Origin of the sequence: Streptomyces kronopolitis (genome assembly GCF_050953795.1) — a bacterium.
GTDB lineage: Bacteria > Actinomycetota > Actinomycetes > Streptomycetales > Streptomycetaceae > Streptomyces > Streptomyces kronopolitis_A.
This window is the reverse complement of record NZ_CP191850.1, coordinates 1,844,168-1,867,675: the sequence shown is the minus strand read 5'-3', so window position 1 is coordinate 1,867,675 and position 23,508 is coordinate 1,844,168. Positions and strand designations below refer to the sequence as shown.

The following is a 23,508-nucleotide window of genomic DNA, read 5'->3' as shown; positions in this document are numbered from 1 at the left end:
GGGGCGGCTTCCGGTCGGCGTTTTCCGGCCAGCTATAGTCCTCACACGTGGCGTGGCCGCCGAGCTTCCGGACGCCCGCTGATGTCCGCACTCCGCACCACGGGGCGCGGACACAGGTGTGACCGCCGTGTGGCGAAATGGTGAACTCCCGTATGTGAGACCGGTACTCGGTCTTGTGCACGAGTGAGGCCGATGGGGATACTCGGCCGCGCACACGTCGGCATGGACGCGGCTTCCAGGGGTGCGGCAATCCCGGGGGGACCGTCCGTGTGTCCATCCCTCACTCTCCGGGCCCGGGCAACTCCCCACGGTTTCCGGGCTCTTCCCCCCCACGGAAGGCCCCGAGTTGAAGCACCGTCGCATACCCCACCGGCGCGCCGTGATCGCGGGAGCGGGCGCGCTCGCCCTCGCCGCCACCGCCACCGTGACCCTGGCGAACGCCAACGCGTCCCCGGCGCGGCCCGCCACCCCCGCCCTCGCGAAGCTGACCTCCGCCGCGGCGACCACCCTCGCCTCCCACCTCAAGACGGACACCGCGGGGGCGTTCTACGACGCCAAGGCCAAGAAGCTGGTGGTCAACGTCGTGAACCAGGCGCAGGCCAGAGCCGCGCGGGCGAAGGGGGCGGAAGCCAGATTCGTCAAGCACACCTTCGCCCAGCTCGACTCGGCCCGGCAGACCCTGAAGTCGAAGGCGACCATCCCCGGTACGTCCTGGGGGATCGACCCGCAGAGCAACAAGGTCGTGGTGACCGCCGACCGCACGGTCAAGGGCGCCAAGCTGGACCGGCTCGCCAAGGTCGCCAAGAGCCTCGGCGACAAGGTCGAGGTGCAGCGCAGCAAGGGAGAGTTCAAGCCCTTCATCGGCGGCGGCGACGCGATCTGGGGGAGCGGTGCCCGCTGCTCGCTCGGCTTCAACGTGGTCAAGGACGGCAAGCCGTACTTCCTGACGGCCGGCCACTGCGGCAACGAGATCAAGAGCTGGTCCGACCAGCAGGGCGGCTCGGCGATCGCGACCACCGAGGAATCGACCTTCCCGGGCCACGACTTCTCCCTTGCCAAGTACACCGGCGACACCCCGCACCCCAGCGAGGTCGACCTCTACAACGGCGGCACGCAGAAGATCACCAAGGCCGCGGAGGCCACCGTCGGTGAGAAGGTGCAGCGCAGCGGCAGCACCACCCAGGTGCACGGCGGCACGGTCAAGGCGCTGAACGCCAGCGTCAACTACCAGGAGGGCACGGTCGACGGTCTGATCCAGACCGATGTCTGCGCCGAGCCCGGCGACAGCGGCGGCGCGCTCTTCGACGGGGACGCCGCGATCGGCCTCACGTCCGGCGGCAGCGGCGACTGCACCAAGGGCGGCGAGACCTTCTTCCAGCCGGTGCCGGAGGCCCTGAAGGCCTACGGCGCGGAGATCGGCTGACCGCTCCGTGGTCCGGGAGGCCCTGACCTGCCGGACATGACGATCCCCGGGCACCGCCGTCCGGGGCCCGGGGATCGCGAACGGTCCGGTCAGAAGTCGAAGACCGAACCGCGGCCGTCGGTCATCGTGCAGGGGTTGGCGAAGGTGTAGGTGTACGAGACCCGCTTGCCCTGCCAGACGCCGTCCGCGGTGACCACGACGGGAGCCCACTCCTTGGTACACAGCCGCGTGGACGGTGCGGCGGTCACCGCACCGAAGTCGCCGGCCACCGTGCGCAGTTGGTTGCAGGCGGCTATCGCGTTCGGGTGGCTTCCGCCGGACTTCGGCATGCAGGTGAGCGTCACCGCACGCTGCACCGTGGCGGTCGCACGGCTCTCGCCCTGGCCCATCGTCAGCACCAGTTCACTCGGGGCGTACAGGCCACCGGTCCGCGCGGGCTGCGCCGGGGCGGCCACGGCCTGCGCCGTGGTGGCCAGGGTGCCCAGAACCAGTGCCGCGCCGAGCGCGACCGCCCCAGTGATGTACCGCATGACGAACACTCCCTATCTCGAAGGTGCAGATACCGGACGGGAGTCTGGCCCAACCGCATCCCGAAAGCACCTTGAGTGCGTCTGAAGCGTTCACTTTGAGTCGTTACTCGAAAGCTGAGGGTAATGGCGCGAACTGGGTGGAGTAGATGCGGCGCGGGTGGGTGGGAGTGCCGTGCGGCCAGCGAGGTTGCCCCGTTCGTCATGCTTCCGGCAAGAGGTGGCGGGCTCCGGTGTGCCGGTATCCAGCCACCGACCGGCCGTTCGGGCGGGTTTCGATCTCCGGCGATTGGCCGAAGAGGGGGGCCGGAGGGTCCCTCCGAGCGGTGTCGGGCGCCCGCCGGGGTAAGAGCCGGACCGCCGCCCCTCGCCTTACCGGCCCGCCGCCGGGCCTTCCTCGGAGCGCCGCCGGCCCGGTTTCCCCGGGCCCGCCGGCCCGTCGCCGCGCCGCCCCCGCGCCGTGCGGCCGGAGCTCTCCTTCCCGCCCCGTCCGCGGGTCCCCGCCCGTCCGTGTACCCCGGTCAGCTCCGGCATCCCGGCCGTCAGCGTCCGCATGCTCCGCGCCACCAGCGCCGCCGGCCCCCGGGGCCCCTCCGGCGGCCCGTCGCCCGCCGCCCACTGCTCGACGGCGACCCGCATCGCGGTGTTCGCGGCCGCCGCGGCCAGCCGTACCTCCAGCGGCCCGGCGCCGGTCAGTCGCCCCAGAACCGGCACCAGCGCCTCCTCGGCGTCGTGATGCACCCGGTGCCAGACCGCGCGCAGCGCCGGGTCGCCCGGCATCGCCCGCAGCAGCCCGCGGGTCAGGCGCAGCGACTCGGCGGCCGGCGCGTCCGCGGGGGTCAGCGCCCGGCGGGCGGCCCGCTCCAGCGTCTCGCACACGGGGGGTGCGTCCGGCCCGTCCGGCGACGCCGCCAGCTCGTCGACCCACTCCTGCACGCCGGTGGCGAGCAGTGGCACCACCGCCTCCTCCTTGGTGCGGAAGTAGCGGTAGAAGGTGCGCAGCGCGACGCCCGAGGCGCGCGCGATCTCGTCGGCGGTGACGGCGGCGCCGCGCTCCGCGAACAGCACGGCCGCGGCCCGGGCGATCTCCAGCCGGGTCTCGGCCGTGCGCCGGGCGGTGAGCGAGGGGCGGGGGAGCGGGGCGGGTTCGGGCGCCGGTGACATGCGGTCAGCCTACGTGGCGTGCCGTACCGGCGCAGCATGTGACATTGGCACAACGTGCCACTTTGGAGTTAGCGTGCCGGAGAACCCGAGAACGGAGCTGGACCATGGATCGCTTTGACGGACGCCGCACCCTGATCACCGGAGCCGGCTCGGGCATCGGGCGGGCCACCGTCCACCGGCTCCTCGCCGAGGGTGCCCGGGTGGTCGCCGCGGACATCGACGCGGAGGGGTTGCGGGACACCGCCGCCCGCGCCGCCGACGACGGGACGGCCGGCCGGCTGGAGACGGCGGTGCTGGACATAGCCGACGAGGCGGCGGTCCGCTCCGGCGTCGCCGCAGCGGTGGCCGGCCTCGGCGGTCTGGACGTCCTGGTCAACGCGGCCGGCATCCTGCGTTCCGCGCACACCCACGAGACCGGCCTGGACCTCTTCAACAAGATCATCTCGATCAATCTGACCGGCACGTTCCTGATGACCCGTGAGGCGCTGCCCGCCCTCCTGGAGGGCCGCTCGCCGGTCGTGGTCAACTTCAGCTCCACGTCCGCCGCGTTCGCGCACCCCTACATGGCGGCCTACGCGGCGAGCAAGGGCGGCGTCCAGTCCATGACGCACGCCATCGCGAGTGAGTACAGCAAGCAGGGGCTGCGCGCGGTGTGCGTGGCACCGGGCTCGATCGCCAGCGGGATGACCCACGGACGCGGCCCGGGACTGCCCGACGACGCCGACATGTCCCTTTTCACCAAGCTCACCCCGGCCCTCGGCGAGGGCTTCGCGGCCCCGGAAACGGTCGCGGGCGTGATCGCGATGCTCGCCTCGCAGGACGGTGCGTTCATCACCGGCACGGAGATCCGGATCGACGGCGGCACACACATGTGAGCCGGCCGCGCACGGTCCCACGCGCCGGCAGGCGGTGGGAGGCGCCTCACGCCTGCCCGGTCTCGAAGCGGCTGACCTTGCCGTCCGCCACCGTGAACCTCCAGCGGGTCCGCATCTCGCCCCAGGTGTCGTTGCGGTAGTCGGCGACGAGGGACAGTCCGTGGTCCGACTCGGACCGTACGTCCAGGTGGCCGCGGGTGGCGAAGATCTCCCGGTCGCACCACTCCCGCAGGTCCCGGTCGGACCCGTCGTCGGACATGGTGGCGTCGGCGGTCAGGGCGTCGAAGAACGCCTGCTCGTCATGGTTGTTGAGGGCCGTGACCAGGGCACGGACCGCGGGCTGGGACAGCCGGCCGGCGGAAATGGTCATGAGGGGTTCACATCCTTCGTGCGGAAGACCGACAGGGCCAGGGTGAGCAGGGTGCCGCCCACCGCCCAGGCGGAGAGCACCAGGAGCGGGCCGGTGAGGGCGGCTCCGCGGAAGTAGGCGAGGGAGCGTGCCGCCCAGGTGCCCGCGCCCGGCGGCAGGGCGGGGCCGATGGCGCGCCAGAACGGGGGCAGCAGGGGGTAGGGGTAGGCGCCGCCCGCGCTCGGGTTGCCCAGGATGACGATCAGCAGGATCGCCAGCCCGATGCCGAGGATGCCCAGCAGGGCCTGGCAGGCCAGGGTGGTGGCGCCCACCGCGAAGACGACCAGGGCGCCCAGCCCCCACAGCCCGAAGAAGGTGCCGGGCAGGGCGTCGAGGACCGGCCCGACGACGACCGCGCCGGCCAGTCCGGCGGCGATCGCGTACAGCGCCAGCGCGGCCAGCCGGATGACCGCCCGGTGCCCGTTGGAGGGGCGCGCCCCGGCGCTGATCGCCAGGATCGCGGCGCACAGATAGCCGCCGACGCACCAGCCGACGACGAGGTAGAAGGACGACAGGCTGCGGCCGTCGCCCGGTGCGACCGGGCGCACGTCCACCGTGCGGACGGTGCGGTGCCGGGCCTTCTCCACCGGGCGGACGACCTGTTCGAGGGCCTGGGCCAGGGAGGTGCCCCCGCCGCCGGCGACCAGCAGCCGGTCGGTGCCGCCGTGCGGGTTCACGATCAGGGCCCCGGCGACCTCCCGGTCCGCGATCCGCTGCCGCGCCTGTCGTTCGGTGGGCACCGCGCGCGGGGCCAGGGGGGAGCCGGGCAGTCGGTCCAGGGCGCCCACCAGCTGTCCGCCGGCCGGCGCGGGGGCGACCACGGCGAGCGGCACATCGGTCGGCCGGGGGTGGTGGAAGGCGCCGGTGTACGACGTGATGAACGCGGTCATCAGGCCCAGCACGCCGAGCACCAGCAGCGAGGCGTGCGGCGTCACCGCGCTCTTCACCTCCGCGAGGAAGGTGGTGCGGGTGCCGTCGTCCGTCGTGGCCATGTAGCGCTCCCTGCCACCTCGCGGCGGGCGGTCCGGTGCTTTTGTCCCCCTATCTTCCGGGCGGTGAGGGGGCCGTGCAGGGCGGATGGGGCCGATCGGCGGACGGGTGAGGCGGTGATCTTCGGCGTCTCTTCGTACGAATGTTCGACAGACGGGTATGGTGGAGGAGAGGAACGGGGGGACACAGGGTCGGCTGAGGCGGATGAGGCGCGGGAGGTGCGAATGCCAGGGTTCACGCACCTGCACACCGCTTCGGGCTTCTCCCTGCGCTACGGCGCCTCCCACCCGGAGCGCCTCGCCGAGCGCGCCGCCGAACGCGGCATGGACGCCCTCGCGCTGACCGACCGGGACGGACTCTCCGGGGCCGTACGGTTCGCCAAGGCCGCCGCCGTCGCCGGCGTCCGCCCGCTGTTCGGCAGCGCACTCGCCGTGGCGGAGCACGTGGTGGAACCCCCGGCCGGCCACGCCACCGTGCGCCGGCGCACCCCGGTGCGCGGCGGTGCCTTCCTCGACGAGTCCGCCGCCCGCGCCGTCTTCCTGGCCCGCGACGGCGCGGCCGGCTGGGCCGCCCTGTGCCGGCTGGTCTCGGCCGCCCACGCGGGCGGGGCCGAGCGGCCCGTCCTTGCGTGGAGTTCCCTGGAATCCGCCGCGGACGGGCTGACCGTGCTGCTCGGGCCGGACTCCGAGGTCGGCCGGGCGCTGATCGCCGGCCGCCCGGACCGCGCCGCCCGGCTCATCGCCCCCTGGCGGGAGCTGTACGGCGAGGGGCTGCGCCTGGAGGTCGTCGACCACGGGCGGCCCGGCAGCGGACCCGGCTCGGCGCGGCTGGCCGCCCGCACCCTCGGCTTCGCCGTCGACCAGGGCATCCGCGCCGTCCTGACCAACGCGGTCCGCTATGCCGACTCCGGTCAGGGCCCGGTCGCCGACGTCCTGGACTCCGCCCGCCGTCTGGTGCCGGTGGACCGGCACCGGCCCGAGACCTGGGACGGCGGTGAGCGCTGGCTCAAGGACGCCGCCGCGATGCACCGCACCGCCGGGCGGATCGCCGAGGCCGCCGGCTTCCGGCGCGACCTCGCCCACCGGCTGCTCGCCATGACCGAGGAGACCGCCGGCGAGTGCCTGGTCGACCCGCAGGACGACATCGGGCTCGGCCGCGTCCACTTCCCCGAGCCGCGGCTGGTCGGCGCGGAACACCGCACCGCCGCCCGGGTGCTGCGCTCGCACTGCGCCGCCGGGATGGTGCTGCGCGGATACGACCGCGACCGGGCGCGCTGGGCGCGGCTGGAGGACGAGCTGCGCACGATCGAACGGCTGGGCTTTCCCTCGTACTTCCTGACGGTCGCCCGGGTCGTGGCGGACGTCAAGGAGCGGGGGATCCGGGTCGCGGCCCGGGGATCGGGCGCCGGCTCGCTGGTCAACCACCTCCTGGGCATCGCCCACGCCGACCCGGTCGCCCACGGGCTGCTGATGGAGCGCTTCCTGTCCGAACGGCGGGCGGCGCTGCCGGACATCGACATCGACGTGGAATCCGCCCGCCGGCTGGAGGTCTACCGCGCGATCTTCGACCGGTTCGGCGCGGAGCGGGTCGCCACGGTCTCGATGCCCGAGACCTACCGGGTGCGGCACGCCGTACGGGACGTGGGCGCGGCGCTGGGCATGGACCCGGCCCGGGTGGACCGCCTCGCCAAGGCCTTTCCGCACATCCGCGCCCGTGACGCGCGGACGGCACTGGCCGAGCTGCCGGAGCTGCGCGGGGTGCGGGAGCCCGGCGACGAGCGGCTGTGGGAGCTGGTCGAGGCGCTGGACGCACTGCCGCGCGGGATCGCCATGCACCCGTGCGGGGTGCTGCTCTCCGACGCCACGCTGCTGGATCGCACGCCCACCGTGCCCACCAGCGGTGAGCACTTCGCGATGTCCCAGTTCGACAAGGACGACGTGGAGGAGATGGGGCTGCTCAAGCTCGATGTGCTGGGCGTGCGGATGCAGTCCGCGATGGCGCACGCGGTCGCCGAGATCGGCCGGGCCACCGGACGCCGGCTCGACCTCGACGACCCCGCGCAGGTGCCGCCCGGCGACGAGGCGACGTACGCACTGATCCGCTCGACCGAGACCCTCGGCTGCTTCCAGATCGAGTCGCCGGGCCAGCGCGACCTGGTCGGCAGGCTGCAGCCCGCCACCTTCCACGATCTGGTCGTCGACATCTCCCTCTTCCGGCCGGGACCGGTCGCCGCCGATATGGTGCGGCCCTTCATCGAGGCCAGGCACGGCCGCAAGGCGGTCCGCTATCCGCACCCCGACCTGGAGGAGCCGCTGCGCGAGACCTATGGGGTGGTGGTGTTCCACGAGCAGATCATCGAGCTGCTGCGGATCATGACGGGCTGTCCGCGGGACGAGGCGGACGAGAAGCGGCGGGCCCTGTCGCACCCCGAATTCCAGGGCCGGGTCCGCGCCTGGTTCGCGCGGTGCGCCGAGCGGCGCGGCTATCCGTCCGACGTCATCGCCCGCACCTGGGAGATCGTCGAGGCCTTCGGCTCGTACGGCTTCTGCAAGGCGCACGCGGTGGCCTTCGCGGTCCCCACCTACCAGTCGGCCTGGCTCAAGGCGCACCACCCGGCGGCCTTCTACGCCGGGCTGCTCACCCACGACCCCGGGATGTACCCGAAGCGGCTGCTGCTCGCGGACGCGCGGCGGCGCGGGGTGCCGGTGCTGCCGCTGGATGTGAACCGCTCGGCCCTCGCCCACCGAATCGAACTGGTGTCCGGTGCCGGGCTTCGTTCCGTCGGTCCTGGCGGCTCAGGAAGCCGGTCCGGGGCCCTCTGGGGGCTGCGGCTCGCGTTCTGCGATGTGCACGGCATGAGCGAGGCCGAGGCGCGGCGGATCGAGGCGGGACAGCCCTACCACTCGCTCCAGGACCTGTGGCAGCGGGCCAGGCCGAGCCGCCCGGTGGCCGAACGCCTCGCCCGGGTGGGCGCGTTGGACGCCTTCGGTGCGAACCGGCGGGATCTGCTGCTGCACGTCGCCGAGCTGCACCACCACCGGCGGCGGGCGTCCGGCGGCCAGCTGGCGCTGCCGGACCGGGCCCTCGACGGGGCGGGCGCGGAGCCGGGGGCGGCGGCCGATCCGGTCGAGCCCGCGGGGCTGCCCGACCTCGACGAGGTCGAACGGCTCAGCGCCGAGCTGGGCGTCCTCGGCATGGACGCCTCCCGTCACCTGATGGCCGACCACCAGGAGTTCCTCGCGGAGCTGGGGGCGCTGCCGGCCCGGCTGCTGCGGGAGGCCCGGCACGGGGAGACGGTGCTGGTCGCCGGCGCCAAGGCGGCCACCCAGACGCCACCGATCCGCTCCGGCCGGCGGGTCATCTTCACCACCCTCGACGACAGCACGGGCCTGGTCGACTGCGCCTTCTTCGACGCCCCTCCGGGCTCCGACGGCCCGGGAAGCGCCCCCAGCCCCGTCGCCGCCTGTGCGCACACGATCTTCCACTCCTGGCTGCTGCTGGTGCGCGGCACGGTCCAGCGGCGCGGTCCGCGCAGCTTCAGCGTGGTCGGCGCCGCCGCCTGGAACCTCGCCGAACTGGCCGAACTGCGCCAGGAGGGCGGGCTGGAGGCGGTCGCCGCCCGGCTCGCGACCGGGCCGGACGGGGGAGCGGCGGGGGCCGGCACCGGGGAGGCCGGGACGGACCGGGGACCCGGCGGGGAGCCCGGCGCCGGCGGGGAGGCCGAGCCGGCCGGTGCCCCGGGCCGCACCATCCGGCTGGAGACCGGCTACGAGCTGCACCCGTGGGCCGACCTCCAGCCCCCGGGTGAACGCGCCGCCACCGGACGCAAGTTGTGGCACTCCAGCCCCGGGAGCGCGGGATGACCCCCGGCACGGACACCGGCCCCGACCTCCCGGAAGCCCCCACCGGGCGGCAGCCGGGCATGCTCCACATCCGCTTCCGGACCGCCGACGGCACCCCGCCGGACGCCGGGTGCTTCGCGCAACTGCTGGGACTGCTCGCACAGTTCACCCCGGTGATCGAGGCGCTGCCACCGGACGCCGCGCTCGCGGACGTCCGCGGTGCGCTGCGCTACTTCGACCGGGACGCGGCGGGCCTGGCCGAACTGGTGCGGCTGCGGGCGCTCGCCTGGCACGGCGTACGGTGCACGATCGGCATCGCCGCCAACCCGCTGCTCGCCCGGATGGCGGCCCAGGGGGCGGCCCCGGGGGAGATCAGGGTCGTCCCCGATGACGCCGTCGCCGTCGCCGCGTTCCTCGACCGCCGGCCGGCCTCGGCGCTGCACGGCGTCGGCCCGGCGACCGCGCGCGCCCTGTGCGCCTACGGGCTCGACAGCGTCGGCAGGGTCGCCGCCGCACCACCCGCGACCCTCCAGCGGATCCTCGGCGCGCGCACCGGCCGGGTGGTGTACGAGCGGGCCCGTGGCATCGACCCGACGCCGGTGACCCCCAACGCCGCGGCCCGCTCGACGGCGGCGGAACACCGTTTCGCCCACGACGAGCTGGACCCGGACCGGCGCCGGCGGGCGCTGCTCTCGCTCGCCGACGGGCTCGGGGCCCGGCTGCGGGCGAGCGGGCAGGTGGCCCGCGCGCTCACCCTCACCGTCCGCTACGCCGACCGCTCCACCACCACCCGCACCCGGCGGCTGGACGGGCCGACCGCGCACGGTCCCGCGCTGGTCGAGGCGGCGTACGCGCTGCACGCCGCGCTCGGGCTGCAGCGGGCGCGGGTGCGGTCGGTGGCGCTGCGCGCGGAGGACCTGTGCCGCGCCGAACTCGCCGCCCGCCAGCTGTCCTTCGACCCGTCCGACGACCGGGCGCACCGCATCGAGGCGGCCGTCGACCGGGCCAGGGCCCGCTTCGGGGACGGGAGTGTACGGCCCGCGGCGGCCCTCGGCGGGGCCGGCCGTCCGCCCCCGCTCCCGGGCGCGAAACCCCCCGGCCCCGGCACCACCCGGCGGTGACCCGCCGGCCCCGGCGCCCCCGCACCCGGCGCGCGCCCCGGGCGCTCAGCCGTACAGCCGCGTACAGCCGCTCAGCCGTACAGCCGCTCCGCATACCGCGGTCCGTAGTGCCGCTCCAGCTCCTCCAGGGGCAGCTCCTGGGCCTCGATGCCCTTGACTATCCGGGCCCGCGACGGCAGGGCGTCCGGCTGCCAGGTCTCCGGCTTCCACAGCTCCGAGCGCAAAAAGGCCTTGGAGCAGTGGTAGAAGACCTCCTCGACCTCCACCAGCAGCGCCAGCCGCGGGCGGTGGCCCTTGACGACCAGGTCGTCGAAGAACGGGGCATCGCGCAGCAGCCGGGCGCGGCCGTTGATCCGCAGGGTGTCACCACGCCCCGGAAGGACGTAGTCCAGCCCGACATACGGGTTGACCAGGACGTTCATCAGGCCGTCCAGGCGCTTGTTGCCGGGGCGGTCGGGGATCACGACGGTGGTGTCGTCCAGGACATGGGTGAAGCCGGCGGGGTCGCCCTTGGGGGAGACGTCGCAGCGGCCCTGCGCATCCGCGGTGGCCAGCATGCAGAACGGTGAGCGGGCCAGCCACTGCCGGTCGAGTTCGTGCAGCCGGTGCCGGGTCTTGTGCGCGGCATGGGCGGAGGGCTCACCGATCAGTTCGCGCAGCTCCGCCGCCGACGAGATCTCCACCAGTCCGGCCGCGTCCGCCGTCCCCGCCGCGTCCGCCGTCCCCGCCGCGTCCGCCGCTTCCGCCGTCCCCATCGGCGTCTCCCCTCACTCGCTCGGTCAAGGCATCACCGAATGTACGCGACGCCACTGACATCCGGCCCTCCGCCGACGGACCGGGCGCGCGGCCCCGCCAACGCCCAACGGGCCGTGGAGCGACCGGGGTTGCGCACCGCGACCGGTCGCCCGGGCGGCGGGGCAGGGGGAGCGCCGTACCGCGCGCCCCGCCACAGCACGGTCCGGCCGCCGTGCACCCCGGACATCCGGTGAGGATTGTGTGGCGCTTCCTTCACCGTCACGCCGCTGGCACATCTCGCTTACCCAGCCGTAACTTACTTGTCAGTCAACTGCGTTGGCCCTTGCGATCCGGATCGCGTGAACGACTCGCCGAGTACGTCGGAGTCCCCCTCACCCCGCAAGGAGCATCGTATGAAGCTGCGCTGGTCAAGACCGCTGACCTTCCTCTCCGCCCTCGCCCTGGCCTTCGGGGCCGCCACCGTGCCCGCCGCCGCCGACGCCCCCACCGTCAGCAGCGGCTGGAACAACTACTCCTGCACACCCTCCGCCGACCACCCGCGGCCGGTGGTCCTGGTGCACGGCACCCTCGGTAACTCCATCGACAACTGGCTCGGACTCGCGCCCTACCTGGTGGCCCGTGGCTACTGCGTCTTCTCCCTGGACTACGGCCAGTTGCCCGGCGTCCCGCTCTTCCACGGCCTGGGCCCGGTCGATGCCTCCGCCGGGCAGCTCGCCGAATTCGTCGACCGGGTGCTGGCCGCCACCGGGACGCGGCAGGCCGACCTCGTCGGCCACTCGCAGGGCGGCATGATGGCGCGGGTGTACCTGAAGTTCCACGGCGGCGCGGACAAGGTGCACACGCTGGTCGGGCTGGCCCCCGACAACCACGGCACCGACCTGGACGGTCTGACCCGCCTGCTGCCGTATTTCCCCGGCGCCAAGAAGTACCTCGACAGGGCGACCCCGGGCCTGACCGACCAGATCGCCGGCTCCGACATCCTGCGCCGCCTCAACGAGGGCGGCGACACCGTCCCCGGGGTCCACTACACCGTGCTCGCCACCCGCTACGACGAGGTCGTCACGCCCTACCGGACCCAGTTCCTCGACGGCCCCGACGTGCACAACGTCGTGCTCCAGGACCTGTGCGCGCTCGACCTCTCCGAGCACGTGGCCATCGGACTCCTCGACCGGGTCGCCTTCCACGAGACGGCCAACGCCCTCGACCCGGCCCACGCCACCCGGACGACCTGCGTCTCGGGCTGACCGGGAGCCGCTCCGGCCCCCTGTCGGCGAGGGGGCCGAAGCGGCTGTGTACCGGCGCCGCCGCGGTCAGCCGCCGGCGAGCAGGGCGGCGGTGCACTGCTCGGCGAGGTCCTCGGCGTGCGCGGGCAGCGGGTGTCCGCCGCGCAGATGGCGGCGGACCAGCGCCAGCGGGAGGTCGATCACCGCGAGCGTCACCCGGTCCAGGGCGGGGCGGCCGTGCATTCCCAGCGCCCCCGCGAGTGCCGCCATGGCGGCCCGGACCTGCATGTTCCCGTCCTCGGCCCGCAGCAGATACGCGTCCGGCCAGTCGTCGTGGCCGAAGTCGTGGGCCCCGTACAGCAGCAGCGCGGCCTCCTGCGGATGGGTGCGGCTCCACGCCACGACGTGCCGGGCGGCGGCCCGGGCCCCTGAGAGCGGATCGTCCGACGACTCCAGGGCCTCGAAGTAGCCCTCCTGGAAGCCCTCGACGGTCCGCAGCCACACCTCGGCGAGCAGCGCCGAACGGCCGGGGAAGCGGTGGTAGAGCGAGCCGCTGGGTGCGCCGACGGCCGCCGCGACCGCGGACATCGTGACCGCCGCGGGCCCGGAGCCGGCCGCCAGCCGCACGGCGGCGTCGAGCAGCCGCGGGGTGTCGAAGCGGGAGGGCCTGGCCATGTTCTGGAGGGTACTCTCCACATTGCCGGAGATACCCCTCCAAAACGGTCCGAGCGGGTGGGGCAGGGGACGGGAAACGGCGTCGCCTCCCCGTTCACCGGACGGGGAGGCGACGCCGTTTCCCGCACTTCCGGGCCGCCGGACCGGCCCCGGGCCGATCCGGCACGCGACCGGTCAGCCGGGGGACCGATCAGCTGCGGGCATTCAGCCGCGGGACCGGGCGGCCTTGCGGCGGGTGGTGGCGATCAGCACGCCGGCGCCCAGTGCCACGACGGCGGCGCCGGTCGCGGCCAGCGGGGCGGTGGAGCTGTCCCCACCGGTCTCCGCCAGCTGCCGGGTGCCGGCCGGACGGGCGCCGCCCTCGGGCCGCGGGGCGTTGCCGGAAGCGTCCGCACCGCCGCCCACCGCGGGGCTGTCCGCGCTCGCCGACCGCACGGCGCCGGTGTGGCCGTCCGCGCCCGCGCCCTGGTGCTCGTCCGCACCGGCGCTCCGGTGGTCGTGGTGGCTCATGTCCATCGACGACTTCGAGGCGCCCGCCGCGATCTGGCTGTCCGTCGGCGCGGAGGCGAGGGGCGCGGACTTCACGGTGGCGCCGGCGGCCGCGCCCTTCCCGAAGACGACGTCGGAGCAGGTGTAGAACGCCTCCGCGCTGTCCGACCGCTGCCAGACGCTGTAGATCAGGTGGCGACCGGAGCGCGCCGGCACCTTCCCGCTGAAGACGTACTCACCGTTGGTCAGCTTCGGGTCGGTGACCTTCACGAATGGCTTCGACTCCAGGTCGGACCACTTCAGCGGCTTGGTCGGGTCGTAGCCCTTCTTGGTGAGGTACAGCTCGAAGGAACCCTTGTGCGGAGCGGTGGCCTTGTAGTGGAACGTGTGCGTCCCGGCCCGCATACGGGAGGACGGCCAGTCGGCCCGCGCCAGGTCCAGCCCCTTGTACGTGGGGTTGTTGGCGCTGCACAGCTTGCCGTCCGGGATCCGCGTCTTCGACTTGCCGCCGGCCTCGCCGTCCCGCACCCCGTTCCAGTCGTAGAGCGCCTGGGCCCCGCCGACCTGCACGGCGGCCTTGCACGCCGCGGACCGCGGGCTCTCCGGCCCCTCCGCGTAGCAGGCCGAGACCCGGCTCACCGGATCCGTCATCGAACCGTGCGCGGCGGCCGGGCTCGCGGCGAGCACGGTGAGCACGAGCGGCGCGACACCGGTCAGCGCGATCCCGGTGGCCTTACGACGAGCGGTCATCGTGGGGGTCTCCTTCATCAGTGGGCATCCAGCCGGGGCAGGGGGAAGCAAGGGCGGCACAGTGGTGGGGGGTCGGGATGCGCACGACGGCACCGCCCCCCGGAGAACGGCACCGGCGCCTCGCAACGCCGCCTTGCGAGAAGCACGCTAGCCCCGCTGAACAGCGGATTTACGGTCCGAAGGGCGATGCGGATGATCTTTATGGTGGGCTTAAGGAGCGGCTAAGCGGGGGCACAGGCAGGCCGGGAGGAAACGGGCGGAGCGGAGGGGCCGGGGAGGGGGCGCTAGCTCACTGGTCGTCCGCCGTGGTGACGGCGGGCGGGGCGCCGAGGTCTGCGGCGAGGGTGCTGAAGTCGTTCGCCGTGGCGTTAAAGGGGGCGGGTCGGAGGGGGAGTTCGGCCCAGATGATTTTTCCCTGGGAGGTGTGGCGGGTGCCCCAGCGCTGGGCGACGCGGGCGATGAGGAACAGGCCGCGGCCGCCCTCGTCGGTGGTCCGGGCGTGGCGGAGGTGCGGGGCGGTGCTGCCGGTGTCGAACACCTCGCAGATCAGCGCCCGGGCCCGGATCATCCGCAGGCTGATCGGGCCGGTGGCGTGCCGGATGGCGTTGGTGACCAGCTCGCTGACGATGAGTTCGGTGGAGAAGCCGAGCTCCTCCAGGTCCCACTCGGCCAGCCGGGCGGCCGCCGCCCTGCGGGCCTCGCCGACCGCCGAGGGATCGGCGGGGATCTCCCACGTGGCCAGCTGGGTGTGGGGCAGGGCCCGGGTGCGTGCCAGCAGCAGCGCCACGTCGTCGACCGGCCGGGCGCCCGGCAGGCCGTCGATCACCGTGTCGCAGAGGCTCTCCAGCGGAGCCTGCGGATCGGCCAGGGCGCTGCGCAGCCGGGCGATCCCCCCGTCGAGGTCGAGGGCCTTTCCCATCAGCAGTCCGTTGGTGTAGAGCGCCAGCAAGCTGCCCTCGGGCAGGTGCAGTTCGACGGATTCGAAGGGCATCCCGCCCAGCCCCAGCGGCGGTCCGGTCGGCAGCTCCAGCAACTCGGCGGCGCCGGTGGGACTCACCAGCAGCGGCGCGGGGTGGCCGGCGCGGGCCAGCGTGCAACTACAGGCGACCGGGTCGTAGACCGCGTACAGACAGGTGGCGCCGACGACTCCGTTGCCGGCGGTGTCGGCGCCACCGGAGGTGCCGGTGTGGGCGTCGTCGGCGACCCGGTTGACCATGTCGTCGAGGTGCGCCAGTACCTCTTCCGGGGACAGCGGCAGGTCGGCCAGCGCCTGTACGGCGGCACGCAGCCGGCCCATGGTGGCCGCGGCGTGCACCCCGTGGCCGACCACGTCGCCGACCACCAGCGCGACCCGGGCCCCGGACAGCGGGATCACATCGAACCAGTCGCCGCCGACGCCGCTGAGCGAGTCGGCCGGCAGATAGCGGTAGGCCGCCTCCACCGCGCACTGGTCGGGCAGATCGCGCGGCAGCAGGCTGTGCTGGAGGGTGAGGGCGGTGGTGTGCTCACGGGTGTACCGGCGGGCGTTGTCGATGGCCATCGCGGCGCGGGTGCCGAACTCCTCGGCCAGCACCAGGTCGTCGGGCTGGAAGGGCCCGGTGTGCTGCCAGCGGGCGAACGCGGCGGCGCCCAGGAAGACCCCCCGCGCCCGCAGCGGCACCACCATCAGCGAGTGGAAGCCGAGCGCGCGCAGCTGCGCGGCGTGGACCGGGTCCTCGGCCGCCCACTCGCCGTCGTCGAGGTCGAGCGTCTGCAGCAGGGTGGAGTTGCCTTCGGTCAGGCTCAGCACCACGGGCGCCGACGGCGGGTAGGAGGCCCGCTCGCCGACCGTGACCACCGCTTCCGGGCAGCCCTCGCGCACGGACTGCTGGCCGGCCCGGCGCATGGAGAACAGCGCCGAGGCCTCGACCGGCCCCGCGGCCGGCTGCTCCCCGCTGAGCAGCGCGTCGAGCAGATCGACGGTGACGAAGTCGGCCAGATCCGGCACCGCCGCGTCGGCCAGTTCCTGCGCGGTCCGCCAGACGTCCAGCGAGCTGCCGATGCGCTCCCCGGCCCGGTTCAGCAGCGCCATCCGCTGCCGGGAACGGTAACTCTCCGTGACGTCGAGGACCATGTAGCAGACGCCGAGCACCTGGCCGGCACCGTCCTGCAGGCGGAAGAACGACGTGGAGTAGGCGTGCTCGCGCTGCGGATCGGACTGCGGCCGGCCCAGGTACTCGTAGCCGACCGAGGGCAGGCCGGTGCGCAGTACCCGGCGCATCTCCGCCTCGATGGCCTTCACCGCCAGGCCCGGCTGGACGTCCCCCAGGCGCTTGCCGAGGCGGGCCTCGCGGCTGATGCCGCCCATCGCCTCCAGCGCGTCGTTCAGCCACACGAACCGCAGATCGGCGTTCACCATGCCCACGCCGATCGGGGACATCCCCAAAATCCCCTCCAGGAACGAACGGCTCGCTCCTGACCAGGGCGTCTGCGTCATCTCGGCGGCGAGCAGGAGGCGGGCGGAGCCGTGCTCGGTGTCCCTGACCGGCAGGATGCGCAGTTCCAGGTCGAGCCGGTGCCCGTCCTTGTGGCGTACGGCCTCCAGGCCGCTCCAGCCGTCCGCCGCCGCCAGCCGGGTCCGCCACTCGCTGTCCGGTGCCGGACCGGGGTCCACGCCGGTGAAAAGGTCCGCCAGGGGCCTGCCGACGGCCTCGGACACCCGGTAGCCGAGCAGTCGCTCGGCCCCCTCGGTCCAGCCCTGCGTCACCCCCGCGCGATCCGCCACCACCACGGCCGTCCGCGTGAGGTCGAAGACGCCGTCTCCGGAGACACGGCTGCTCTGGGGCACACTCATATGACCGGTCCAATGCCGGTACCACCTGCGACGGACGCCCTTTCCGGACGTCCACGACGCACCGTACCGGCCCTTCCACGGTACTCCCCCGCCCTTGCCGGGCGCGCGTGCGAACGCCGGCCGCCGGCCCGCGGAGCCTGCCCGGGAACCGCGTCCGGCCGGCGTTGTCAGTGGTCGCTGTCATCCTCGGCACATGAGCACCGACGCCCCCGCCGACCCGTCCCGCCGGCCCCGTGCCGCACCCGCCAACCTCCGTGCCCGCCCCCGGGAATCGCCCCTGCCGACCGCCGGCGCCGCCTACTGGGAAGTGGCCGCCGCCTCCTTCGATGACGAGCCGGACCACGGCCTGCGCGACCCGGCCGTCCGCGCCGCCTGGGCCGCCCGGTTGTGCTCCTGGCTGCCGTCCGGGCCCGCCGCCGTCCTCGACCTGGGCTGCGGCACGGGCAGCCTGGCGCTGCTCGCCGCCGAACAGGGGCATCGCGTCACGGGTGTCGACCGCTCACCGCGCATGATCGCCAGGGCGCGCGCCAAGCTCGCCGGCCACGAGGCCGCGTTCCTGGTCGGTGACGCCGCCGAACCGCCCGTGGCGGAGGGGCGGTTCGATGCGGTGCTGGTGCGGCATGTCCTGTGGGCGCTGCCCGATGCCGCGGCCGCGCTGCGCCGCTGGGTCTCCTTGCTGACTCCCGGCGGCCGGCTGGTGCTGGTGGAGGGCCGCTGGGGCGAGGCCGAGCCGATAGGCCTGCCGGCTGTCGAACTCACCGCTCTCGTCGCGCCGTTGACCATGGGGATACGGGTGGAGAGCCTGGTGGACGATCCGGCGCTGTGGGGCAAGGAGGTGACCGACGAGCGCTATGCGCTGATCGCCGCCCTCCCGGGCCGGGACGCCGTGGTGACCGCGCCCGTGCCGCCGGGCGGGTGAGGTGCCGGGCGCGGGCGGTGCTCAGCCCTCGCCCAGCGGGCGGACGTACCGCCACTCCCCGGCGAACGGCCGGTAGCCGAAGGCCTGGTTGAGGGCGAGCATCGGGGCGTTCTCGGCGTCATTGCCGGTGAACGCCTCGGCGTAGCCGGCGTCGCGGGCGCGGTGGAGGGAGGCGGTCTTGGCCAGCCGGGCCAGGCCCCGGCCGCGGAAGGCGCGGCGGGTGCCGGTCATGTCGGAGCAGTAGCGGGTGCGGCCGTCGGTGAAGGCCAGGGCGAAGGAGGCGATCTCGCCGTCGACGGTGACCACCGAGGTGAGGTCCGGATCGTGGTGGGGGTGTTCCCAGGTGTGCCGCAGCCAGTCCTCGTAGGCCATGGCGTCGATGGTGACATCGCCCGGCACATCCGCGCTGGCCTCGGTGTCCGCCGCGAACAGCTGCCGCGGGTCGGCCTCGAAGTCCGTGCCGGGGCGTTCCCGGACACCGGGCGGCAGGTCGGAGGGGAGCTGCGGCAGTGCGGCTTCGGTGAGGTCCAGGCGTAGGAAGCGGGCCTGCCGGGTGCGGCGGTAGCCATGGCGCTCCGCGAAGGCCGGTGCGCCGGTCCCGTCCACCGCCCAGGCGTGCAGCCGGGTGGCGCCGGCCGCGGCGAGATGCTCCTCGGCCGCGGTCAGCAGGGCGCGGCCCACGCCCCGGCCGCGGTGGTCCGGGTGGACCTGGGGGGTGGCCGAGGCCTGCCCCGGGACGGTGGCGTCGTGCACCATGACGGCCCGCACCGCGCCGACGACCCTGCCCTCCCGCTCGGCGACGAACAGCCGCAGACGCTGCGCCGCGGGCGCCGTGGCGACCTCCCAGGCGACGCCCTGCGGGGTGGAGACGTGGAAGGGCGCGGCGGCTCGTCGCAGCTCGGCGACGGCTTGGGCATCGGACGGACGGAAGTCGCGCACGGTGAGTGTCATGACGGCGGACAGTACGCGCCGGGGCGGGCTAGCGCCGCTGAATTTCGGGGCGCGGCCCACGCCCGCCCCCGGCCCCGCGGACTCGCGCCTCCCGTTCCTCGCGTCCCGCCCCGTACGACCCGTCGGCACCCTCAGCCCCTGTGGTCCCTCGCCCCTCCCGCGGCGCCGCAAGGCCGCGTGGCTCATTCCGTACCGCCCCCGCACGGTTTCAGTGGCCTGTACATCTATTCGCGCGTACGGTGCTGCTGTGGGCCGCCGCCGTGGCGCGGAGGTCCGCCGATGCCACGAAGGAGGAGCCGCCTCATGTGCGGAATCACCGGATGGATCTCCTACGACAACGACCTCACCGCCCAGCGCCGTACGCTGGAGACGATGACCCGGACCATGGCCTGCCGTGGGCCCGACGCGGACGGGATCTGGCTCGACACCCACGCCGCGTTCGGTCACCGCCGGCTCGCCGTCATCGACCTCGACGGCGGCGCCCAGCCCATGAGGGTGGACCGCGACGGCCGCACCCTGGTCGTCACCACCTACAGCGGCGAGGTCTACAACTACCGTGAGCTGCGCAGCGAACTGACCGGACTGGGCCACACCTTCCGTACCCACAGCGACACCGAAGTGGTGCTGCACGCCTACCTCCAGTGGGGCGAGGCGTGCGCCGAACACCTCAACGGCATGTACGCCTTCGCGCTCTGGGACCCGCGCACCGAGGAACTGCTGCTGATCCGCGACCGGATGGGCATCAAGCCGCTCTACTACCACCCCACCCCCGACGGCGTGCTGTTCGGCTCCGAGCCCAAGGCGATCCTCGCCCACCCCTCGGTACGCCCCACCGTCGACGCCGAGGGCCTCGCCGAACTCGTCACCTTCACCAAGACCCCCGGCCACGCCGTCTACAAGGGCATGCACGAGGTGCGCCCCGGCCATGTCGTCCGGGTCGGCCGCAACGGCCTGCGCACCACGCGCTACTGGGCCCTGGAGGCCCGCGAGCACACCGACGGCCTCGACGCCACCGTCGCGCACATACGAGACCTCCTCGACGACATCGTGGCCCGCCAGCTGATCGCCGACGTGCCGCTGTGCACCCTGCTCTCCGGCGGCCTGGACTCCTCCGCCATCACCGCACTGGCTGCAAAGGCGCTGGCCGAGCAGGGCCGCGGCCCGGTCCGCTCGTTCGCCGTCGACTTCACCGGCTACACCGAGAACTTCACGCCCGACGATCTGCGCGGCACCCCCGACGGCCCCTACGCCCACGCCCTGGCCGAGCACGTCCGCTCCGACCACCGCGACATCGTCCTGGACACCGCCGACCTGATGGACCCCGGCCACCGCGCCGCCGTGCTCGCCGCCCGCGATCTGCCCAACGGCTTCGGCGACGGCGACACCTCCCTCTACCTGCTGTTCAAGGCCGTCCGCGAACGGTCCACGGTCGCCCTGTCCGGTGAATCCGCCGACGAGGTCTTCGGCGGCTACCGCTGGTTCCACGACCCCGCGGCCGTCCACGCCGACACCTTCCCCTGGATCGCCGCCGGCATCGCCGGCCGGTTCGCCGGCGGGGACTCCGGCCGCGAGGCGCTGCTCGACCACGGGCTGCTCGGCAAGCTCGACCTGCCCGGATACGAGCGGCGCCGCTACCGTGAGGCGCTCGCCGAAGTGCCCTACCTCGACAGCGACACCGGCCTGCAGCGCCGGATGCGCGAGATCAGCTATCTGCATCTGACCCGCTTCGTGCAGGTGCTGCTCGACCGCAAGGACCGCGCCAGCATGGCCGTCGGCCTGGAGGTCCGCGTCCCGTTCTGCGACCACCGCCTCGTCGACTACGTCTTCAACACCCCCTGGGCGATGAAGACCTTCGACGGCCGGGAGAAGTCACTGCTGCGCGCCGCCACCCGCGACGTGCTCCCCGACCTGGTGGCCGACCGGGTCAAGAGCCCCTACCCCAGCACCCAGGACCCGCGCTACAGCGAGGCCCTGCGCACCGAGCTGAAGGCGCTGTGCGCCGACCGCGACGCCCCGGTGCGGCCGCTGCTGGACACCGCCGCCACCGCGCACGCCCTCACCGACGGGGCGGCCGCCGGCATCCGTCCGGCCGCCGAACTCGTCCTCGGCATGAACGCCTGGCTGCGCACGACCGGCACCGCCCTCGCACTGTGACCGCCCCCGGGGGATAGCACCTCCCGGCACGGCGGGCGCTCCTGACGCACAATGGATGCGACAAACAAGCGCACCGGCGGGTCCGCACACGTCACGCACCCCGGGAGCCCCGGGGAGGCGAGGCCTCGCGCACCCGCCCCACCACCAGCAACAGGAGCGCCCCCGTGTCCCCGCAGAGCTTGTCCCTCACCATCGACCCGGCCGTGTCCGCCGCGCCTTTCGAGCAGGTACGCACCCAGATCGCGGATCAGGCCAGGGACGGCGCCCTGCCGGTCGGCTACAAGCTCCCCACCGTCCGCGGCCTGGCGGAGGACCTCGGGCTGGCCGCCAACACCGTCGCCAAGGCCTACCGCGCCCTGGAGACCGACGGGGTGATCGAAACCCGCGGCCGCAACGGCAGCTTCATCGCGGCGGCCGGTGAGGCCGCAGACAAGGAGGCCGCCGCGGCCGCCGAGTCCTACGCCCGCCGCGCCCTGCGCCTCGGTCTGGACCACCGCACCGCCCTCGCCGCCGCCGAGAACGCCCTGCGCGCCACCTACGGCACCGACGCCTGACCCGCCTCGCCCTCCCACCACCCGCCGCCCGAAAGGATCCGCATGCCCAGCCGGCACGCGCTCATACGCCGCCCCGGCCCCCGCCTCGCCGAGGGCCTCGTCACCCACATCGACCGCCGCCCGGTCGACCCCGCGCGCGCCCTGCGCCAGTGGGAGGCCTACGTCCAGGCGCTCGGCGACCACGGCTGGCGGACCACCGAGGTCGCCCCCGCCGACGACTGCCCCGACGCGGTCTTCGTCGAGGACGCCGTGGTCATGTTCCGCAACGTCGCGCTCCTCACCCGCCCCGGCGCCGGCTCCCGCCGCCCCGAGGTGGCCGCCGTCCGCGCCGCGGTGGAGGCGCTCGGCTGCTCCGTCAACGAGATCCGGGCCCCCGGCACCCTGGACGGCGGCGACGTCCTCAAGGTCGGCGACACCGTCTACGTCGGCCGCGGCGGCCGCACCGACGGCGAGGGCATACGCCAACTGCGCGCCGCCTTCGAGCCGTTGGGGGCCCGGGTGGTCGCCGTACCGGTCAGCCGCGTCCTGCACCTGAAATCCGCGGTCACCGCCCTCCCCGACGGCACCGTCATCGGCTACCCGCCGCTGGTCGACGACCCCGCCCTCTTCCCCCGCTTCCTGCCCGTCCCGGAGGAGTCCGGCGCCCATGTCGTGCTGCTCGGCGGCGGCCGGCTGCTGATGGCCGCCAGCGCGCCGAAGAGCGCGGAGCTCCTCACCGGCCTCGGGTACCAGCCGGTCCTCGTGGACATCGGCGAGTTCGAGAAGCTGGAGGGCTGTGTGACCTGCCTCTCGGTGCGGCTGCGCGCGCTGTATACGTGACGGCGCCATCCGCGGCTTGTGGCGTGCGCCTGCCCGGACCGCACACCCGACCGCGCCTATCGTGACGCCATGAGCAACCTCGACCTCAGACCCGCGCCCGGCGTGTGCGGCGGCACCGGCCGCACCGGCCCGGTCCGCGATGTCCAGCCCGGCAAGCAGGTGCCCCTCGGCGAGAGCACCGTCGTCCGCCGTCTGCTGCCCAACCTCGGCCGGCGGATGGTCGGCGCCTGGTGCTTCGTCGACCACTACGGCCCCGACGACATCGTTGCCGAGCCCGGTATGCAGGTGCCGCCGCATCCGCACATGGGTCTGCAGACCGTCACCTGGCTCCACCAGGGCGAGGTGCTGCACCGCGACAGCCTCGGCAGCCTGCAGACCGTACGGCCCCGGGAGCTGGGCCTGATGACCTCGGGCCGGGCCATCGCGCACTCCGAGGAATCCCCGCACGGTCACGGCCCGTTCCTGCACGGCGCCCAGCTGTGGGTCGCCCTCCCCGACGCTCACCGCGACGCCGCCCCCGCCTTCGCCCACCACACCGATCTGCCGGTCATCGAGGGCGGCGGCGGGCTGTCCGCCACCGTCCTCCTCGGCGAACTGGCCGGCGCCACCTCGCCCGGCGCCACCTACTCCCCGCTGGTCGGCGCCGACCTCACCCTCGGCGCCGGCACCGACACCCGGCTGCCCGTCGACCCCGACTTCGAGTACGCGGCGCTGACCATCTCCGGCGAGAGCGAGGTCGACGGCGTCCGCCTGGGCCCCGGCGCCCTGCTCTACCTCGGCTGCGGCCGCGGCGAACTGCCGCTGCGCGCCGACTCCGACAGCAGCCTGCTGCTCCTGGGCGGCGAGCCGTTCGAGGAGCGGATCGTGATGTGGTGGAACTTCGTGGGCCGCTCGCACGCGGACATCGAGGAGGCCCGGTCGGCCTGGATGTCGGGCTCGCGCTTCGGCACCGTCCACGGCTACGACGGCGACCGGCTGGCGGCTCCGGCGCTGCCGCCGGGGGCGTTGAAGCCCCGGGGCAGGGAGCGCTGACG

At 74.1% G+C, this 23,508-nt stretch carries 19 protein-coding genes; 10 read left to right on the top strand and 9 right to left on the bottom strand.

Features of this window, described 5'->3' with window-relative positions; translation table 11 throughout:
• Positions 1-346 precede the first annotated feature (346 nt).
• The gene (locus tag ACQP17_RS08130; RefSeq protein WP_433855660.1) at positions 347-1,423 is read left to right on the top strand and encodes a S1 family peptidase; all 1,077 of its coding nucleotides are present in this window, start codon (positions 347-349) and stop codon (positions 1,421-1,423) included.
• Positions 1,424-1,512: 89 nt separating this feature from the next.
• On the opposite strand, the gene ACQP17_RS08125 is transcribed toward ACQP17_RS08130, so the two are convergent.
• Together ACQP17_RS08125 and ACQP17_RS08120 are read right to left on the bottom strand one after the other, a co-directional pair.
• Positions 1,513-1,953, bottom strand: coding sequence for a subtilase-type protease inhibitor (locus ACQP17_RS08125; RefSeq protein WP_433855659.1), 441 nt, complete (start codon positions 1,951-1,953; stop codon positions 1,513-1,515).
• A gap of 369 nt (positions 1,954-2,322) precedes the next feature.
• On the bottom strand, positions 2,323-3,114 hold the full coding sequence (locus tag ACQP17_RS08120; protein ID WP_433855658.1) for a TetR/AcrR family transcriptional regulator: 792 nt from the start codon (positions 3,112-3,114) through the stop codon (positions 2,323-2,325).
• A gap of 104 nt (positions 3,115-3,218) precedes the next feature.
• On the opposite strand from ACQP17_RS08120, the gene ACQP17_RS08115 reads away from it, so the two are divergent.
• A complete protein-coding gene (locus ACQP17_RS08115) occupies positions 3,219-3,989 on the top strand; it encodes an SDR family NAD(P)-dependent oxidoreductase (RefSeq protein WP_433855657.1) in 771 nt (256 codons plus the stop codon).
• 46 nt (positions 3,990-4,035) lie between these two features.
• On the opposite strand, the gene ACQP17_RS08110 is transcribed toward ACQP17_RS08115, so the two are convergent.
• A complete protein-coding gene (locus ACQP17_RS08110; protein ID WP_364880602.1) occupies positions 4,036-4,359 on the bottom strand; it encodes a nuclear transport factor 2 family protein in 324 nt (107 codons plus the stop codon).
• Complete coding sequence (locus tag ACQP17_RS08105; protein ID WP_433855656.1) at positions 4,356-5,390, bottom strand: DUF3533 domain-containing protein; 1,035 nt, start codon at positions 5,388-5,390, stop codon at positions 4,356-4,358. Before ACQP17_RS08105 ends, ACQP17_RS08110 begins: the two co-directional genes overlap by 4 nt.
• A 222-nt stretch (positions 5,391-5,612) precedes the next feature.
• Here ACQP17_RS08105 and ACQP17_RS08100 point away from each other — a divergent pair, with 222 nt between their 5' ends.
• Both ACQP17_RS08100 and ACQP17_RS08095 read left to right on the top strand, forming a co-directional pair.
• Positions 5,613-9,251: a DNA polymerase III subunit alpha gene (locus tag ACQP17_RS08100; protein WP_433855655.1), complete on the top strand. Its 3,639-nt coding sequence runs from the start codon at positions 5,613-5,615 to the stop codon at positions 9,249-9,251.
• Positions 9,248-10,351 carry a DNA polymerase Y family protein gene (locus ACQP17_RS08095; protein WP_433855654.1) on the top strand — a complete coding sequence of 368 codons (1,104 nt, stop codon included), beginning with the start codon at positions 9,248-9,250 and terminating at the stop codon, positions 10,349-10,351. The genes ACQP17_RS08100 and ACQP17_RS08095 overlap by 4 nt, the downstream gene beginning before the upstream one ends.
• Positions 10,352-10,422: 71 nt before the next feature.
• Here the strand turns inward: ACQP17_RS08095 and ACQP17_RS08090 are convergent, their stop codons facing one another.
• Positions 10,423-11,034 carry a pyridoxamine 5'-phosphate oxidase family protein gene (locus tag ACQP17_RS08090; protein ID WP_433859849.1) on the bottom strand — a complete coding sequence of 204 codons (612 nt, stop codon included), beginning with the start codon at positions 11,032-11,034 and terminating at the stop codon, positions 10,423-10,425.
• A 465-nt stretch (positions 11,035-11,499) separates the two neighbouring features.
• On the opposite strand from ACQP17_RS08090, the gene ACQP17_RS08085 reads away from it, so the two are divergent.
• On the top strand, positions 11,500-12,351 hold the full coding sequence (locus tag ACQP17_RS08085) for an esterase/lipase family protein (RefSeq protein WP_433855653.1): 852 nt from the start codon (positions 11,500-11,502) through the stop codon (positions 12,349-12,351).
• 66 nt (positions 12,352-12,417) lie between these two features.
• On the opposite strand, the gene ACQP17_RS08080 is transcribed toward ACQP17_RS08085, so the two are convergent.
• From ACQP17_RS08080 to ACQP17_RS08070, 3 genes are all read right to left on the bottom strand, one after another.
• A complete protein-coding gene (locus ACQP17_RS08080) occupies positions 12,418-13,005 on the bottom strand; it encodes a TetR/AcrR family transcriptional regulator (RefSeq protein ID WP_433855652.1) in 588 nt (195 codons plus the stop codon).
• 204 nt (positions 13,006-13,209) lie between these two features.
• A complete protein-coding gene (locus ACQP17_RS08075) occupies positions 13,210-14,244 on the bottom strand; it encodes a lytic polysaccharide monooxygenase (RefSeq protein ID WP_433855651.1) in 1,035 nt (344 codons plus the stop codon).
• Between the two features lie 289 nt (positions 14,245-14,533).
• Positions 14,534-17,077 (bottom strand): SpoIIE family protein phosphatase, encoded by a 2,544-nt coding sequence (locus ACQP17_RS08070; protein WP_433855650.1) that lies wholly within the window; start codon positions 17,075-17,077, stop codon positions 14,534-14,536.
• A gap of 193 nt (positions 17,078-17,270) precedes the next feature.
• Between ACQP17_RS08070 and ACQP17_RS08065 the strand changes: the two genes are divergently transcribed.
• Positions 17,271-17,996, top strand: coding sequence for a class I SAM-dependent methyltransferase (locus ACQP17_RS08065; protein ID WP_433855649.1), 726 nt, complete (start codon positions 17,271-17,273; stop codon positions 17,994-17,996).
• 21 nt (positions 17,997-18,017) lie between these two features.
• Here the strand turns inward: ACQP17_RS08065 and ACQP17_RS08060 are convergent, their stop codons facing one another.
• Positions 18,018-18,947 carry an N-acetyltransferase family protein gene (locus ACQP17_RS08060; RefSeq protein ID WP_433855648.1) on the bottom strand — a complete coding sequence of 310 codons (930 nt, stop codon included), beginning with the start codon at positions 18,945-18,947 and terminating at the stop codon, positions 18,018-18,020.
• A gap of 303 nt (positions 18,948-19,250) precedes the next feature.
• On the opposite strand from ACQP17_RS08060, the gene asnB reads away from it, so the two are divergent.
• The 4 genes from asnB to ACQP17_RS08040 all read left to right on the top strand — a co-directional run bounded on the left by asnB (position 19,251) and on the right by ACQP17_RS08040 (position 23,506).
• The gene (gene asnB / locus ACQP17_RS08055; protein ID WP_433855647.1) at positions 19,251-21,101 is read left to right on the top strand and encodes an asparagine synthase (glutamine-hydrolyzing); all 1,851 of its coding nucleotides are present in this window, start codon (positions 19,251-19,253) and stop codon (positions 21,099-21,101) included.
• Positions 21,102-21,265: 164 nt separating this feature from the next.
• Entirely contained in the window at positions 21,266-21,655 is a 390-nt protein-coding gene (locus ACQP17_RS08050; RefSeq protein WP_433855646.1) for a GntR family transcriptional regulator, read from the top strand.
• A gap of 42 nt (positions 21,656-21,697) precedes the next feature.
• On the top strand, positions 21,698-22,474 hold the full coding sequence (gene ddaH / locus ACQP17_RS08045) for a dimethylargininase (RefSeq protein ID WP_433855645.1): 777 nt from the start codon (positions 21,698-21,700) through the stop codon (positions 22,472-22,474).
• A gap of 69 nt (positions 22,475-22,543) precedes the next feature.
• On the top strand, positions 22,544-23,506 hold the full coding sequence (locus ACQP17_RS08040; RefSeq protein ID WP_433855644.1) for a pirin family protein: 963 nt from the start codon (positions 22,544-22,546) through the stop codon (positions 23,504-23,506).
• Positions 23,507-23,508: the final 2 nt, after the last annotated feature.

Excerpts from the sequence above, each read along its gene's own strand:
- ACQP17_RS08100 (WP_433855655.1), top strand. The coding sequence starts at position 5,613 with ATGCCAGGGTTCACGCACCTGCACACCGCTTCGGGCTTCTCCCTGCGC.
- ACQP17_RS08080 (WP_433855652.1), bottom strand. The coding sequence starts at position 13,005 with ATGGCCAGGCCCTCCCGCTTCGACACCCCGCGGCTGCTCGACGCCGCC.
- ACQP17_RS08115 (WP_433855657.1), top strand. The coding sequence starts at position 3,219 with ATGGATCGCTTTGACGGACGCCGCACCCTGATCACCGGAGCCGGCTCG.
- asnB (WP_433855647.1), top strand. The coding sequence starts at position 19,251 with ATGTGCGGAATCACCGGATGGATCTCCTACGACAACGACCTCACCGCC.
- ACQP17_RS08070 (WP_433855650.1), bottom strand. The coding sequence starts at position 17,077 with ATGAGTGTGCCCCAGAGCAGCCGTGTCTCCGGAGACGGCGTCTTCGAC.
- ACQP17_RS08120 (WP_433855658.1), bottom strand. The coding sequence starts at position 3,114 with ATGTCACCGGCGCCCGAACCCGCCCCGCTCCCCCGCCCCTCGCTCACC.
- ACQP17_RS08105 (WP_433855656.1), bottom strand. The coding sequence starts at position 5,390 with ATGGCCACGACGGACGACGGCACCCGCACCACCTTCCTCGCGGAGGTG.
- ACQP17_RS08040 (WP_433855644.1), top strand. The coding sequence starts at position 22,544 with ATGAGCAACCTCGACCTCAGACCCGCGCCCGGCGTGTGCGGCGGCACC.
- ACQP17_RS08095 (WP_433855654.1), top strand. The coding sequence starts at position 9,248 with ATGACCCCCGGCACGGACACCGGCCCCGACCTCCCGGAAGCCCCCACC.
- ACQP17_RS08075 (WP_433855651.1), bottom strand. The coding sequence starts at position 14,244 with ATGACCGCTCGTCGTAAGGCCACCGGGATCGCGCTGACCGGTGTCGCG.
- ACQP17_RS08125 (WP_433855659.1), bottom strand. The coding sequence starts at position 1,953 with ATGCGGTACATCACTGGGGCGGTCGCGCTCGGCGCGGCACTGGTTCTG.
- ACQP17_RS08110 (WP_364880602.1), bottom strand. The coding sequence starts at position 4,359 with ATGACCATTTCCGCCGGCCGGCTGTCCCAGCCCGCGGTCCGTGCCCTG.
- ACQP17_RS08065 (WP_433855649.1), top strand. The coding sequence starts at position 17,271 with ATGAGCACCGACGCCCCCGCCGACCCGTCCCGCCGGCCCCGTGCCGCA.
- ACQP17_RS08085 (WP_433855653.1), top strand. The coding sequence starts at position 11,500 with ATGAAGCTGCGCTGGTCAAGACCGCTGACCTTCCTCTCCGCCCTCGCC.
- ACQP17_RS08060 (WP_433855648.1), bottom strand. The coding sequence starts at position 18,947 with ATGACACTCACCGTGCGCGACTTCCGTCCGTCCGATGCCCAAGCCGTC.
- ddaH (WP_433855645.1), top strand. The coding sequence starts at position 21,698 with ATGCCCAGCCGGCACGCGCTCATACGCCGCCCCGGCCCCCGCCTCGCC.